The sequence below is a fragment of the Rhizobium sp. CB3090 genome (assembly GCF_029714285.1).
GTDB lineage: Bacteria > Pseudomonadota > Alphaproteobacteria > Rhizobiales > Rhizobiaceae > Rhizobium.
On record NZ_CP121662.1, the window covers coordinates 886,966 to 901,726 of the forward strand.

A 14,761-nucleotide genomic window follows, 5' to 3' on the forward strand; every position below is an offset into this window, starting at 1 on the left:
AAATCAATTACGGTGGGCGCGGATAATTTGGAAGGTCTATGATGAATTTCAAAGTTCCGAGCCGGCTTCGCCGTTTGCTCGTTGATTCCGTTGAGCTGCCGCAGTTCAAATTCCCCGTGACGCGGCCGCGATCGCAGCCCGCCCGCCGGCGCGTCTCCACGCAACTCGTGCCGCAGCGTCTGACGGAGGTTCTGTGGTTCGGGCGCAACCCTGGCGATCTGCGTATGCTGGAATATGTGCCGGCGGGCGTCAAAGGTCCGATGCCGCTTGTCGTGGTTTTGCATGGCTGTCACCAGAATGCCGAGGATTTCGATCGAGCCAGCGGCTGGACGGCCCTAGCGCGCCAACATGGTTTCGCCGTGCTCTATGCCGAGCAGAAGCCGTCCAACAATGCCAATCTCTGTTTCAATTGGTTCCGCCCCAGCCTTGTGACGCGCGACCGCGGCGAGCTGGGTTCGATCCGCGAGATGATCGATTTCAGCCGCCGGCTGCATGACATTGACGACAGCAAGATCTTCGTCATGGGCCTGTCGGCCGGTGGCGCCATGGCTTCGGCTCTGCTCGCCACCTATCCGGAGCTGTTTGCAGCCGGCGCCGTTATCGGCGGCTTACCTTTCGGCGCTGCCCGCGATGCCATGTCCGCGCTGGATGTGATGAAGAGATCCACAGCACGCACCGCCGAAAAATGGGCCGAACTCGTTCGTGAGGTCTCGCCGGATGCCGCTCGTTTTCCCGCCATCTCCATCTGGCACGGGACCAATGACGACGTCGTTTCGTTCGGCAATGCCGAAGCTTCGGTGGCGCAGTGGCTGGCCGTGCATGGGCGTCCGCAAACCAAGGGTCGGTTGCGCCTGTTCGAAGGCGGCGAGCGGCGCGAATGGCGCAATGACTATGGCGATGTGGTGCTGGAGCTGGTGACCCTGAACGAGTTCGGCCATGGCTTGCCGATCTGTCCCACCGGCGAGGCCAAGGAGCCCGCCAACGATACCGAACGCTTCATCTTGCCCGCCGCTCTCTCCGCGCCGCAGCAACTGGTTCGGAACTGGGGACTGGCTTAGTGCGTAAGCGCCCGGACCTCAGCCTAATTAGATCGGTCTGGGCAAAATCGTCGCCTTTATATAGAAGGCCGCTTGTTCCTGGTTGATGATTGCGACAATGACCGATGCGTCGATGAACATCAGGTGTCATCCCACATTTCGTCCGTAAATGCTTTAAAGTCGAAATCTGAATTAGGCAGACCGAGTTTCGCAGCTTCCGCCTGAATTTTGGCTATGCGATCATGCAACGGCACCGCCTGCCGCATTCGGTCGATTTCGTGGCGAAGAGCGGAGCGTACGGCCTCAGTTTTTGTACGTGCTTTGCTCAGAGCCTGCAGTTCCACTGCTAAGGCGTCGATATCGTCATACAAAGAGGCATTTGCATATCCCAAAATGAATATCCGAATATATCCCAGCGGATATTCCTCTGTGTCGCAATGCCGTGATTTCAATCGTCGTTGGTGGCGTTCAGGTTTTCCGGCCGGATACCGCCGTCTTCCGCCCAATGCTTGAAGCGGATGCCGGCGCCGCCGGCTTCGTCGCTCCCGCTGGCGAGGAACGATATGCCGCGGGCTTCGAGGGCAGCCCGCAAGGCGACAAGCGCCTTGGCATCCGCCGAACCGACGTCCGTTTCCAGTGTTTCAATCGTGGCTACGGAGAGATTGCTTTCGGCGGCAAGCGTCTCTGTCGTCAGTCCGAGCATGGCGCGTGCGCCGCGTAGTTGCGCTGATGTGATCATGTCTGAAATTTAGCGCATAAATCTGAAAATCGGAACCGATTTTCGAATTGGAACCATGTGCGACATTAAGATGAGGTTGCCCCTTTAGGACGCGCTGCGCAGTACAACTTTTTCCGGCGTTCTTAGGAGGTTAGGAGCGCGATAGCCGAGTAGTTCAAAATAAATTTCCTCGGTCGCATCCGCCATGCCGGCCAGCGTATAGCCGTCCTTGCGCAGCCGGGCCTCGTTGGTGAAACTTCGCAGCAATTTGGGATCGGCAAAGCGCATCATCGCCGCCGCCAGTTCCGATGGGTCGTCGCTGTTGGCGACGATATAGCCGTTCTTGCCGGGCTCGATCACCGTGCGCGCGCCGCCGACATCGGTCAGCAGCAGCGGCTTGCCACCGGCTGCAGCCTCGAGCATGACATAGGACATGGCCTCGTAGCGGCTCGGCATGACGACCACATCGAAGGCGTCGACGGCGGTTGCGCCGGGGATGGAGCTATCGAGATGGGCACGGTCTTCCAGGCCGGCGGCCTTGATCATATCGCGGACAGTGCCGGCCAGTTCGCCGATCCCGATCATCAGCAGATGTGCTTGTGGCAAGTCCGCGGCGATGCGAGCAAAGGCTTCGACCAGTCGCTGCGGCGCCTTCTGCTGCGTCAGCCGTCCGACGAAACCGAAGAGGAGGGCGTCTTGCGGTATCCCATAACGTGCGCGGATGGAGGCGCGTTGACCGGATGGCGGTGCGCTGACGCCGTTGACGACGATACGCAGCCGCTCCTTTGGAATGCCCAGGAACAGCGCATGATTATATTCATCGCGCGATACGCAGATCAGTCGGTCGGATAGCCAGTTGCCGAGCAGCCTCTCGATACCGCCATAGATCATCCGGCCTCTGCTTCCCAATGTCGGATCCATGGTGCGGAAGGCATGCGGAGTGTAAAGCACCGGGATATGCGGGCCGGGCAATCTCAACCGCGTCAGCGCTCCGGCTTTGGAGCTGTGGCCATGGATCAGATGAAACGGCCCGTGCCGTGCAACGATCTTGCGAATTTGCCACCAGGCAGTGACATCCCATGGTCCGGGCGCGCGCCGCATGGCAAGCGAGATGACACTGTCGAGGCCCATGCCTTCCAGTTCAGCCACGAAAGCCGCTTCGGCACGCAAGGGCGAATAGATCGCTGTCACTGAATGGCCGCGACGCTGCATCGCGCGGCAGAGATCGAGGAAATGTCGCCCGGAACCGCCGCCGCTTGGTTCGAGAACTTGCAGCAGCGACAGGCGTTTGATGCCGACATTGATAGTCACGGTGCTGCTTCCCTTCGGGTCAGGCTGCGCTGGTAACGTTGCTCGAGTGCCCCGCAGCCCCAGACGATGCCGATCAGCATGTAGAGATGGCGCCAATGATCGGTGTCGATAACGTTGCCGATGCCGACATGGCCGAGAATGACGATCCAGGCGATCATCAAGTAAGGCTGCCAAGGTCGTTCCTTCAAAAAGTTGCGGAAGCCGATATAGACGGTCCAGCAGATCATGCTGACCCAGCAGAAAAAGCCGAGCCAGCCATAGGTGGTCAGCGTCTTCAGCCAAATATTGTGCTCGTCCTCGCGAAACAGAGTGGAAAAGACGAGCGGTCCGATGCCGAGCGGCCGTTCCATCGACAGCATGAAACCGATGCGATGGCGCTCGAAGCGACCGAGATGGCCGCCATCGTAGTCCTGCACGAGTTGCGTGCGCGTCGAGAAGAGGTCGCTCACCTGATGGAACTGCAGCGCGACGATCAGCAGGAGGACCATGAGAAGGATCGCCGTCAGCGACATCACCAGAATGCGCAGCCGAAAGGCATTGCTACGGTGTTTCAGCAGCATGCAGAAGATCAGCATCGCAGAGGCAAAGGAGAACAATCCCCATGCGGCGCGCGAGAAGGAGAGAAAGATGCCGAAGGCCAGAATGAACAGACCTATCCCCTTGATCGGCGCCTTTTTCAGGTCACCGATCAGGATGCCGTGCATCAAGTATATGGTTGGTGTCACCAGGTAGGGACCAAAGACGTTGGGGTCTTGGAACACACCCATGGCACGGTCGTAGCGGGTAAAGATTTCAGCGCCCGGAAAGGCGTGGAAATAACCGAGAATGCCGAGGCTCGCCGTGATCAGCGCGGCGATGACCCAAGTATTGAAGATCAGCTTCAGTCGCTTTTCGCTGTCTTCGATGATTGCGGCATAGAAGACCGAACTCAGCGCCAGGAAGGTGGAGACGGCGACGTAGACTGGTCCGTCGAGATGGGAATTGGCGCCGAGGTCGCGCATCTGCGTCAGCGACAGCATGCCGCCGACGTTGAAGGTCAGGAACAGCGCCAGTAGGGGCGCGACATTGCGCGAGATCTTCAGCCCAAGGATGAACCAGACCCCGATGAGAAAGGCGACCCACAGCTCATAGGGCGCCGGTTCGGCGATGACGAAGCCCGACAGAAAGACCCCGAAAGCGACGCAAGCCGTTCCGATCAGCCGCAATGTTGCGAGCTGAGGCCGGTCGACGCGCCGATAGGGGAGATCGATCGCGGTCAATAGGCGTTTTCCGTGTTGAGAAGACGGAAGGGCGTCAGGAACAGGATCTTCAGATCGAAGAACAGCGACCAGTTCTCGATGTAATAGAGATCGTAAGCCGTGCGAAACTTGATCTTGTCGTCGCTGTCGATCTCGCCGCGCCAGCCATTGATCTGCGCCCAGCCGGTGACGCCGGGTTTGACGCGATGACGTGCGAAATAGCCTTCGACCACATCGGCATAAACGCGGTTGTGGCTTGCTGCCAATACGGCATGCGGACGAGGCCCGACGAGCGATAGACCGCCTAGCAGCACGTTGAAGAGCTGCGGCAATTCGTCGATCGAGGTCTTGCGGATGAAACGTCCGACCGGCGTGACGCGCGGATCGTTCTTCGTGACGGCATTGCGGGCCGTCGGGTCGCTCATATTGGTGTACATCGAGCGAAACTTGAAGACTTTGATGATTTCGTTGTTGAAACCGTGGCGGTTCTGCATGAAGAAGACCGGCCCCTTCGACGTCGTCTTCACGGCGATTGCGGCGCCGAGCATGATCGGCCAGAGCAGGCAAAGCGCCAGCAGGCTGAAGAAGACATCGAAGATACGCTTGGCGACGCCGTCCCAATCACGGATCGGTTTGTTGAAGATGTCGAGCATCGGTACCGCGCCGACATGCGAATAGGAACGCGGGCGGAAGCGCAACTTGTTGGCATGCGCCGCCAGTCTGATATCGACGGGCAGCACCCAAAGCTTCCTGAGGAGCTGTAGAATCCGGTCCTCGGCGCTGATCGGAAGCGCGATGATCAGCATGTCGATGCGTGTCAGCCGGGCGAATTCGACCAGCTCGGCAACGGTGCCGAGTTTCGGGTAGCCGGCGACCATCACGGGCGAGCGCTTCTCGCCTCGATCATCAAAGATGCCGCAGATGCGGATATCGTTGTCGGATTGATGCTCCAGCGCGCGGATCAGTTCCTTGGCGGGCTCTCCGCCGCCGACGATGACGGCGCGTCTTTCCATGAGGCCGTTGCGCGCCCAGTTGCGAATGCCATAGGCGAACACGGCGCGCGCAGCGACGAGGAAGACCGTGCCGGCAGCGAGCCAGATTCCAAGCACGCGGATCGAATAGATATGGTCGAGATCGAAGGGCAGGAGGGCAAGAACCATAACCGCAAATGCGGCCACCCACGAGGTTAGGATGCGCTGCGGGAAACGATGGGGTGCGCGCAGGACCGGGATCTGGTAGGCGTCAGCCACCTGCAGGAAGACGATTGCGAGACCGCAAAGCGCGATCGTCACCGCCGCCTGCGCCAGGAAGGGGTGGACGCCGGGCGCGGTCTGGAAGAACAGAACCGCAAGCCCTACGGCAAGCAACGACAGAAATTCGAAAAGCCGATATTGGCCGATGATGATTGCCGGCGTCTGATTGCTCTCGCGAAATTGTTCGGCGATCTGGCGGGCATAGGCATTGATGTCGCCGGCTTGGTGATCGCTGCTCTGTTCCTCGGTGCCGCGAGTGCGAATTTCCGAGACCTGCTTGCGAATATTGTCCAAGTTAAATTGCTCGGACTCGTCAATATCGTTCATGGCAATTCATCCGGTCGTTACCGGAAATGGCCTAACAGATATGAGCTAATAAACGTTTACAACACTTGCTTGTATTCTAATGTTCGCCATCTAATTCAAGTATATTGTAATATAGGTCTATAGTATCCTTCGCCATGACCGATGCCGAAAATGCCGACCGGATTCTGTCGATATTCGGCATGGTCTGCTGACGCCATTGCGGCTCGGTGATTGCGGCTGCCATGACACGTGCGAGATCGTCGGCATTGCCCGCCTCCGCGAGCGCTGGGCTCTGCTCACCAAGCGCTTCGGCAATGCCGCCGACGCGCGAGGCGATCACCGCCTTCTCGGCAGCCAGGGCTTCCAGTACGATATAGGGCATGGCTTCGGCGCGTGAGGGGACGACGACATTCTGCGACATGGCGAAGGCTTCATGCACGCGCATGGCCGGCAGCATTCCGATGCGATGACCAAGGCCGCGCTGGATCATCATGGTACGGTATTTGTCCTTGTCCGGTCCGTCGCCGATCATCAGAGCGGACAGGGGCCGGCCGATCCGCCGTTCGGTCTTGGCGAAGGCATCCACAAACAGATCGGGACCCTTCAGGTCCCGAAGCATGCCGATATAGACGAAGTGTACCGAGTCCGATCGCGTGGGCACGTTCCGAAAATCGCGCCCGCTGATGCCATTATATATCATGACGGTGCGCGTCCGCGGCTTGCCGATCTTGCTTTCGTAACTTCGGCGCTCGAATTCGCAGATGAAGATCAGCCCGTCGGTCAGAAATTCCAGCAGCCGTTCCAAGCTGTGCACCAGCAGGCCTTGCGGCGAGGCGCGCGAGAAATGCAGGCTGCCACCATGCGCAGTATAGACGCGGGCTACGCAATACTTGTTCACCCGCAAGGCTGAGCCGAGGATGCGCGCAAGCAGGCCGCCTTTGGCGCCGTGCCCATGCAGCACATCCGGCCGCAAACTTTTGACTTTGTTGTAGCTGTTCCAGAGCGTCGCGGCATCCGACAGGCTGATCTGACGCCGGATGGGCAGGCGCGTCACGCCGAGCGAGAGGAAAGGTCTCACATCGTCGAACAGCCGGTCCTCATGCGCCCCGCCGGTGAGGCTGTCGCAGAGAATGCCGACCGCATGTCCTGCCTTGCTCTGCTCTTCCGCCAGATCGCGGACATGGCGGAATATCCCGCCGACCGGAGACCTGAAGCAATGAAGGATGCGGAGCGGTCTTGCCATGATCGGGAACGGTCAGAATAGCCGTTCACGGACATAGATCGTGTCGCCCGCCAGAACCGGATCGGAGATGCCAACCCGCCCGGTCATGACATGGCCATTGATCTTGCGGGTGACGTCTGCATTGGACTGGTTCGCGCGGCTGGTGAAGCCGCCGGCAACTGCAATGGCATTCTGTATCGTCATGCCGGGCACGTAGGAATACTGACCGGGCTGGCCGACTTCGCCCATGATATAAACGGAGCGGTAGCGATCGACATCGATGGTGACGTCGGGATCGCGGATATAGCCTTGACGAAGTTTCTGCGCGATCTGGCCGGAGAGCTGCTGCAGCGTGCGGCCGCGGGCAGGGACCTGGCCGATCAGCGGGAAGGCGATATAGCCGGCCTGATCGACCGTATAGGTATTCGTCAAACCTTGCTGGTCGAAGACGGTGACGCGCAGGCGGTCGCCGCTATCAAGCGTATAGGGCTGGATCGTTGCTTCACTGAAGGCTTTCGGCGCCGGCTGATAGGTGTTGCAGCCACTGAGCGCAGCGCTCACGGCAGCAATGCCGAGTGCCAGGACAATCTTTGGCGTTGCGAAGGGCATTTCGCGCTCACAGGAGAGGAAAATCACTGTCGCCGTTATCGATCCGTTAGGGTTAACGGCCGGTAAAGAGGAAGAGAAATTCTATATTCTTTATTAGAAAGTACGAAAATAATACACGAAAAATACTTTAACGCTTGGGTTACCATAGTCGTTTACCCTTCTCTCGGCTTTATATTACGGAGTTCTTGCGTATGCCCGGCGTAAACAACAGCCAGCAGGATGTCGATATTGACCTCGCGCAGCTTTTTCGCGCCGTTTGGCAGCGCCGCGGGCGTGTCATCGCCATTACGCTGGTGGGCGCTTGCCTGGCCTTTGCCGTCGCCAAGATCGTCTCGCCGGAATACCGCAGCGAAACGCGCATCCTCATCGAACAACGTGCGCCTGCTTTTGCGACCACGACGCAGAATAATGATGCCAGCGCCGGTCCGCTGCTCGATGAACTCAACATCGCGAGCCAAGTGCAGATCCTGCAATCGGCCGATCTCATCAAGCAGGTGATTACCAACCTGAAGCTCTATGAGCGCCCCGAGTTCGATGACGCCACCAAGAGCTCGGCCATTTCCGACATTCTTGTCATGTTGCATCTGAAAAAGAGCCCGCTCGACAAGGCACCCGAAGAGCGGATGCTCGACGCCTTCACCAGCAAGCTTCAGGTCTATCAGATCAACAGCTCGCGCGTCATCGGCATCAGCTTCACTTCCCGCAGTCCGGATTTGGCGGCCAGCGTTCCGAACGCCATGGCGCAGGTCTATCTGTCGATGCAAAGCGGCGCCAAACTCGATTCCAATACCGAGGCGACGCGCTGGCTGGAGCCCGAGATCGCCAATCTGCGAAACAAGGTCAACGAAGCCGAGAAGAAGGTCGCCGACTATCGCTCCGCCAATGGGCTGCTGCAGACCAGCGACAACAATACCTTCGCGACACAACAACTCGCCGATATTTCCGGCCAACTGGCGCAGGTGCGCGGCGAGAGGGCCAATGCCGAGGCGCGGGCTCAGGCCGTGCGCAATGCGCTCGCCACCGGCCGTTCCACCGATACGCTCGCCGATGTTTCGGGATCGCAAACCATCCAGCGGCTGAAGGCGACGGAGTCCAGCCTGGAATCGCAGATTTCGGATCTCTCGACAACGCTAATGGATGGCCACCCGCGGCTGAAGAGCCTGCGCGCCCAGCTCGCCGACATCCGTCAGCAGATCGACCGCGAAACAAAGAAGATCCTTGCCAGCATCGAGAATGAAGCCAAGGTGGCACAACTGCGCGAGCAGCAGCTTGTCGCCCAGTCGAACACGCTGAAGGCCGATAGTGCCAGGGCAGGGGAAGACACCGTCGGCCTCAATGCGCTGGAACGCGAAGCGGCCGCAGAGCGGCAATTGCTGGAAACCTATCTCGCCCGCTATCGCGAAGCCGCTTCCCGCGTCGACAAGAATTCGAGCCCGGCGGATGCCCGCGTGGTCTCCCAGGCCGTCGAACCGGTCGATCCCTATTTCCCGAAGGTCGGTCCGATCGTCGTCGTCGCCACGCTTGCAACCTTTATTCTGACCGCGATCGTCATCATGCTGACCGAACTCTTCAGCGGCCGCGCCTTGCGTCCGGTCGGCCCCGTTGAACGCGAAGTCCTGACCCGGAAAGAAACCGCTCGTCCGGAAGCAGCAATCGAAGCCGCCCCTGGCAAACTCGTACCCGCAGCGCGTAAGGGCGACGTGCCGGCAAGCATGCTCTCCGTCGTTGCCGACGAGACGTTGGCGCGGGAGATGGAAAAAGCGGTTGATCTTGGGGATACGCCGCAAGAGGCTATTGAAGAGGCGGAAGACGAAGAGGATTTTTCCATCCAGTCGGTCGCTGATTATCTGATCGAACGCGACTCTCGCCTCGCCATCGCCATATCGCCGACCGGAGACAACGGGTCCACGGCGACAGTGATGCTGGCCCGTACCATCGCCGATGCCGGACGCCGTATCGTGCTGGTCGATATGACTGGAACGGGATGCCCCTCGCGATTGATGGCCGAAAGTGCAGGCCTTTCCGGGGTGACCGATCTGCTTTGCGGCGAGACCGCCTTTGCCGATACCATTCATCCCGACCGTCTTTCCGATGCTCATCTCGTGCCGCAGGGCACCAGCGACCTCGGCCGTGCCATGCGCGGCGCCGACCGCCTGTCGCTGATCCTCGATGCACTCGGCTCGGCCTATGATATCGTCCTGGTCGAATGCGGCGCCGCCGACGTGTCAGGCGTTGCGAGACTGACGCGCAGCAAGGATACGGAAATCATCCTCTCTATGCCGGAACCCGACGAAAACCAGTTTATGGCGGCAATGACGGAATTCCAGAAGGCCGGCTATGAGCACATCATCCTGATGTCCGGCTGGCGCCAGGAACATGGCCCCGACGCTCGTCAGCACGCGGCCTGATCAGTCCTTCTCGGCCTCTGCCGCCGAAGTATCCTTACCGCCTTGCCGCGCTCGCAGCCGCTGGATGAATCCATAGAGCTGCGGGTTGGTCTTGATGGCCGCCTTGGCGCGCGTCACTCCGCGTTGCGCGAAAGCCGCCGCATGGCCGATCCCCGACACCGGCAGGATCAGGTCATGCTGTGTCGTTTCCATCGGGCACCACGAGCGCTTGTAGTTCTGGTCGCCGATACCGAAATCGAAGATGGCGACACCCTCGCGATGAAGCCTGTCGATCATCAGCCAGAACAGCAGTTCGCCGGGGCTTGCCTCGGGAACCAGCGCCTCGTCGATCGAGGCAAACTGGCAGATGACGTGATCGCCTTTGCGCGAGAGGGCCGCGACCGCGGGGATATGTCCCTCATGCTCGCCCTTCAGCCGCAAGGCATGCATCTCCAGCGCTGCATAGGATCGCTCCTCACTGCTGAGCTCCAGCAGCCTGTGCAGCACCGTCTGAGTCGGCAGATCCTGAAACACATCCGGTAGGCCAGCCGCTTCAAAGCGGACGGCTTTCTGCCGAAAGAACAGCTCAAGCAAGGCATCCCGCTGGTGAGGCGCTGCGATCACATATTCGTAGCCGCCCTTGTCATTGAGAATGCGAGTCTGGTGATTGAATTTCTTGCGTCGCCGTTTCGCGTTCACCTGCTTCAGTGTCGCTTCGAAGGCGCCGAGGAAAGGCAATTGAAAGGCATGGTTCTGATTCTCGACGGCGGGCATTGAGGCGAGGGGGCTTTTGCGGCCTCGCCAGTCCAGCGGCACGTTGCGCAGGAGCATCAGGTCGGCCTTGCCGTGCAGCGCTCGCGCAATCTCTGCCTGCTGCGATGTCGAAAGGCCATTCTCCGCTGTTTCGAGAAATTCGCTGGAGAACAGGCCGGTATTGATATTGCTGTGACGCGCGCCGATGAATTCGGCGCGACGGATGCCGTGCGTGCGGATGATTTCGAGGGGCAGGATAAAGGCGGTGCGGCCGTTGAAAGAGCCGCGGACGATGGCGAGCGGATGCCGAAAGACCTCGGCCCAGGCGGTGCACCAGTCATAGCTTTGATGAAGCGAGTTGAGATCGTCTTGCTCCAGCGCCCGCCATTCGGCCTCCAACGGCGCCATGCTATCGAAGATGTCGATGCGCATGCCGTCGCCTGCCACGCCCGCAATAGGCATGGCTGCGATATCGAGCTTTTGCGTTTGTACCCTCTGCGCCTGCATCTGGGCGTCTCCAATCGGACGGCATTTGCACGCAGTCTTCAGGGCAGGCGGCTTATTTTTGGTTTAAGGCGAAGTGACCGGGCGGATTTCCCGTTGATCACGGTTATCTCCACGTAAATCCGAAATCGCTTGAATAAGGCAGCACCTATTGCGGACGCGGCCCGGCCATCCACTTGATGATGCCCATCGCCGGCAGTACCCAGATCATTCCGCTGAGGAGGAAATAGAGGAAATGCACCCAGCCGGGTTGGTCGCCGAGCGTGCGCACCGCCACGATCATCGCCACGATCGCATAGATGACGACCAGCAGGACAAGCAGGACCATGCCGATGAATTTGCGCAGGCGAAGGGGCAAGGGTGATCTCTCCTCTCTCGACGGCGTGCCGCGACGGCATGCCGCAAAGTCTCGGGACTTGTTTTGCACGCCCCTATCAGGCAAATCAACAGCCGGATTGAAGGGAGATCCCATGGTTGTCGCTAATTTCACGTCGGAACAGGCCGTTTTGAACGAAGTGGCCCGCCAGGATCGCAATCGCCGCGCCATCCGCATCTGGCTGGCCTGCGTGCTGTTGTCTCTTTTTGCTCTGGTGCTCGTCGGGGGCGCGACGCGCCTGACCAATTCCGGCCTGTCGATCACCGAATGGCAGCCGATCCATGGCGTCATCCCGCCGCTCAATGCGCAGGAATGGCAGGAGGAGTTCGACCTCTATAAGCGCATCCCGCAGTTCCAGCAGTTGAACAAGGACATGACGGTCGATGAGTTCAAAGGCATCTTCTGGTGGGAATGGGCGCATCGGCTGCTAGCCCGCGGCATGGGCGTCATCTTCGGCGTGCCATTGCTGTTCTTCGTTCTGACCGGCCGCGTCGAGCGTAAACTATGGCTGCCGCTCGGCGGTATTTTCGTGCTCGGCGGCTTACAGGGCGCAATCGGCTGGTGGATGGTGTCGTCCGGCCTGGAAGCGCGAACTGATGTCAGCCAGTATCGTCTTGCGACCCACCTCGTTACGGCCTGCCTGATCTTTGCCTCCTGCATGTGGTTCATGCGGGCGCTGTCGCCGCATTCGAAAGACCCGGCGCCGACACGTTATTCGGCAAAGCTTGCCGGCCTCATCGCCTTCATGGCGCTGTTCCAGATCTATCTCGGCGCACTGGTTGCCGGCCTCGACGCCGGTCTTTCCTACAACACCTGGCCGCTAATGGATGGCGCGGTGGTGCCGGGAGGATTGTTTGCGCAATCGCCGGGCTGGATCAATTTCTTCGAGAACCCGAAAATGGTGCAATATGTCCACCGTCTCGGCGCCTATGCGCTTTTCACGGTGGTTGCCATCAACATGATCATCTCGCTGCGCGCTGCCCCAGAGACGACGCATGCCCGCCGCTCAGTCGTGCTGTTCGTGCTGGTGCTGATCCAGGCGATCCTCGGCATTTCGACGCTGCTCATGCAGGTGCCGCTGCATCTGGCATTGACGCATCAGGCCGGCGCTCTCATCGTCTTCGGCTTTGCCATTGCCAATTGGCGCGGTTTCTATGGCGAATATCCGCACCAGACGGTCATCACTGTAGGGAACTGAGGCGGATAACCGCCTCGCCGTCGTGTTTCCTAAAAACTCAGCGCGCTGCAATTTTGCTGGGCGCCGACGACAGACTCGCTACTACCCGTATGCGTTTGATTTCGCCGCGCTTGAAGGCAGCAAGGAAGCGCTTGTAATCCTTGAAGACCACGCAGCCATTCGAGTCTCCACGGGATCCTCTGAGCATGTAGGTGTGAGCCAGCAAGCCGACGCGGCCATAGACGCGGGCGCCGTTTGCGGGTGTCAGTCGCAGCGCCTGCACGCCATGGAATAGGCTTTCTCTATAAGTCAGGTCATAAGTTTCAGGTGGCGTCGGACCGGTGTTCTTGCGGTCGACATAGCGGGGATTGTCGCGCATGTAGCCGAGGCCGGAATGCGCCTCGAGGCGTTCGCCGCTCGGCAGGTAGACGGTTCCGGCCGAGATATCGTAGATGGCGGTTCCACCTCGCGGGGTAAGGGCGGCGAACGGGTTGAGGAACGACCGCGACCGCTTGACCTCTTCATCCGGCTTGGCATAGGCCAATACGTGCGTCGGCGGCGTGTCAGCTTCGTCAGCAGCGTCCTGCGTGCTTGCGTCCGAGGCGGCGGCCCTTGCAACGACATGGGCCGGGCGCGGCAGCGGCACGACACTAGGCAGGTCCTCGACAGCCGACGTGTCTTCCGCTTCTGCAATATCGATGGTTCCGGGGTCCGACTGGTCCGGACGCGGCATCGGGATGATATCGAAAGGCTGCGAAGCGGAATCGCTGGAAGCCGTCGTCGCGAGGCTCTCCGCAACCGCGCGGTCGATCGTTCCGGCCGATGGGACGGCCGATGCCATCTCGGTGGGCGGTGCACCGCTTGCGGATGCTGCGATCGGCAGACCGTCCTTGCCCGGATGATCCAGGGCAGCCGAATTTGCCCCTGCGGTTTGGGGTGCGGGTTTGCTCAGCGCAACCTCTGCTGACCGCCGCATGGAACTGGCCGTGATCGAGACTGCTGCCCCGACGATCTTGCTCTGTATGAGGGACTTCCCGGCATTTGTCAGGGCGAGGGCGGCGACATCGCGCAGATGCGCAACCGTTTCCGGCGAGATCGATGCATCGTTCTTGGCAATGGCCGAAGCCGTCTGCGCCTCTGCGAGATCTGAGGCCTGCTGCGATAGCGCGCTTGCCAATTGCTGCTTGGCCAGCCCGCGCGCCAGGATCACTTTGGTACGTGCGATGGCCTCCTGCTTCTCCGCATCGGCGGACATGCCGCTTACCCGTGCTCTTCCGCCCATGGGCACGGTCTGGCTGGCAACACGCGCCGCATGCAGAGTGTGCCCCTGCGGCACGATGAAGGCAGACGCCCTCGGCGTCAGCGAATCCTGTAGCGTAGTATCTGCACCGGGGAGGGACAGGACCATCGATTGCGTGGTGATCAGCGTCGCGGCCACCCATGCAAAAACCGCAACTGCGACACCGGTGATGACCGTACCGTGACCGATTCCCGGGGATTTTTTCCGGCGTGGAGCGTAGCCGGAACGCGAATTGAAGTTACCGAACGTCTCGGTCGCAAACGCCATGATACTCATTATCCAAACTACATACGCCATGCCGGCCCACAAAAGTGCTTACGCCGAGACGCAAGATCTGCGTCCGGTCGTCACTTTGCCGACTGTCGGAAAGCATGCCGAATTATGGTAACCAATTCCTTTACGCCGCCCCGATCTTGGAACTGTGCATTCCTGATGGCCGCGATTATTGCGGCGGCGACAGCCGAAGCAGGCGATAAGGGCTGATTTGTGACAAAAAATTAATAATGTCTAATAAAGTATTATAAAATGCATACGAAAGGAGCGATCGGACGGATCAACGGCAATGCGGCA

At 59.8% G+C, this 14,761-nt stretch carries 13 protein-coding genes; 3 read left to right on the forward strand and 10 right to left on the reverse strand.

The genetic code is table 11. The features are described 5' to 3' along the window. Positions 1 to 41: 41 nt before the first annotated feature. Complete coding sequence (locus QA646_RS04360; RefSeq protein ID WP_283057813.1) at positions 42 to 1,058, forward strand: PHB depolymerase family esterase; 1,017 nt, start codon at positions 42 to 44, stop codon at positions 1,056 to 1,058. A gap of 119 nt (positions 1,059 to 1,177) precedes the next feature. Here QA646_RS04360 and QA646_RS04365 read toward each other — a convergent pair whose 3' ends face one another. From QA646_RS04365 to QA646_RS04395, 7 genes are all read right to left on the reverse strand, one after another. Continuing rightward, entirely contained in the window at positions 1,178 to 1,429 is a 252-nt protein-coding gene (locus tag QA646_RS04365; RefSeq protein WP_283057814.1) for a type II toxin-antitoxin system VapB family antitoxin, read from the reverse strand. A 56-nt stretch (positions 1,430 to 1,485) separates the two neighbouring features. After that, positions 1,486 to 1,776, reverse strand: coding sequence for a DNA-binding protein (locus QA646_RS04370; protein ID WP_283057816.1), 291 nt, complete (start codon positions 1,774 to 1,776; stop codon positions 1,486 to 1,488). An 84-nt stretch (positions 1,777 to 1,860) separates the two neighbouring features. Next, on the reverse strand, positions 1,861 to 3,066 hold the full coding sequence (locus QA646_RS04375) for a glycosyltransferase family 4 protein (RefSeq protein WP_283057817.1): 1,206 nt from the start codon (positions 3,064 to 3,066) through the stop codon (positions 1,861 to 1,863). Further along, a complete protein-coding gene (locus QA646_RS04380; RefSeq protein ID WP_283057818.1) occupies positions 3,063 to 4,325 on the reverse strand; it encodes an O-antigen ligase family protein in 1,263 nt (420 codons plus the stop codon). The genes QA646_RS04375 and QA646_RS04380 overlap by 4 nt, the downstream gene beginning before the upstream one ends. Continuing rightward, a complete protein-coding gene (locus QA646_RS04385) occupies positions 4,322 to 5,884 on the reverse strand; it encodes an undecaprenyl-phosphate glucose phosphotransferase (protein WP_283057819.1) in 1,563 nt (520 codons plus the stop codon). Before QA646_RS04385 ends, QA646_RS04380 begins: the two co-directional genes overlap by 4 nt. Before the next feature lie 76 nt (positions 5,885 to 5,960). Beyond that, complete coding sequence (locus tag QA646_RS04390; RefSeq protein ID WP_283057820.1) at positions 5,961 to 7,106, reverse strand: glycosyltransferase family 4 protein; 1,146 nt, start codon at positions 7,104 to 7,106, stop codon at positions 5,961 to 5,963. A 12-nt stretch (positions 7,107 to 7,118) separates the two neighbouring features. Continuing rightward, positions 7,119 to 7,694, reverse strand: a complete 576-nt coding sequence (locus QA646_RS04395; protein ID WP_283057821.1) for a polysaccharide biosynthesis/export family protein — start codon at positions 7,692 to 7,694, stop codon at positions 7,119 to 7,121. Positions 7,695 to 7,885: 191 nt separating this feature from the next. Here QA646_RS04395 and QA646_RS04400 point away from each other — a divergent pair, with 191 nt between their 5' ends. After that, the gene (locus tag QA646_RS04400; protein WP_283057822.1) at positions 7,886 to 10,102 is read left to right on the forward strand and encodes a Wzz/FepE/Etk N-terminal domain-containing protein; all 2,217 of its coding nucleotides are present in this window, start codon (positions 7,886 to 7,888) and stop codon (positions 10,100 to 10,102) included. Here the strand turns inward: QA646_RS04400 and QA646_RS04405 are convergent, their stop codons facing one another. After that, positions 10,103 to 11,341, reverse strand: coding sequence for a GNAT family N-acetyltransferase (locus QA646_RS04405; protein ID WP_283057824.1), 1,239 nt, complete (start codon positions 11,339 to 11,341; stop codon positions 10,103 to 10,105). Between the two features lie 145 nt (positions 11,342 to 11,486). After that, the gene (locus tag QA646_RS04410) at positions 11,487 to 11,696 is read right to left on the reverse strand and encodes a DUF2842 domain-containing protein (RefSeq protein ID WP_283057825.1); all 210 of its coding nucleotides are present in this window, start codon (positions 11,694 to 11,696) and stop codon (positions 11,487 to 11,489) included. A gap of 112 nt (positions 11,697 to 11,808) precedes the next feature. Here QA646_RS04410 and QA646_RS04415 point away from each other — a divergent pair, with 112 nt between their 5' ends. After that, positions 11,809 to 12,912 (forward strand): COX15/CtaA family protein, encoded by a 1,104-nt coding sequence (locus tag QA646_RS04415; protein WP_283057826.1) that lies wholly within the window; start codon positions 11,809 to 11,811, stop codon positions 12,910 to 12,912. Positions 12,913 to 12,949: 37 nt separating this feature from the next. Here QA646_RS04415 and QA646_RS04420 read toward each other — a convergent pair whose 3' ends face one another. Beyond that, positions 12,950 to 14,458: a tlde1 domain-containing protein gene (locus QA646_RS04420; RefSeq protein ID WP_283057828.1), complete on the reverse strand. Its 1,509-nt coding sequence runs from the start codon at positions 14,456 to 14,458 to the stop codon at positions 12,950 to 12,952. Positions 14,459 to 14,761: the final 303 nt, after the last annotated feature.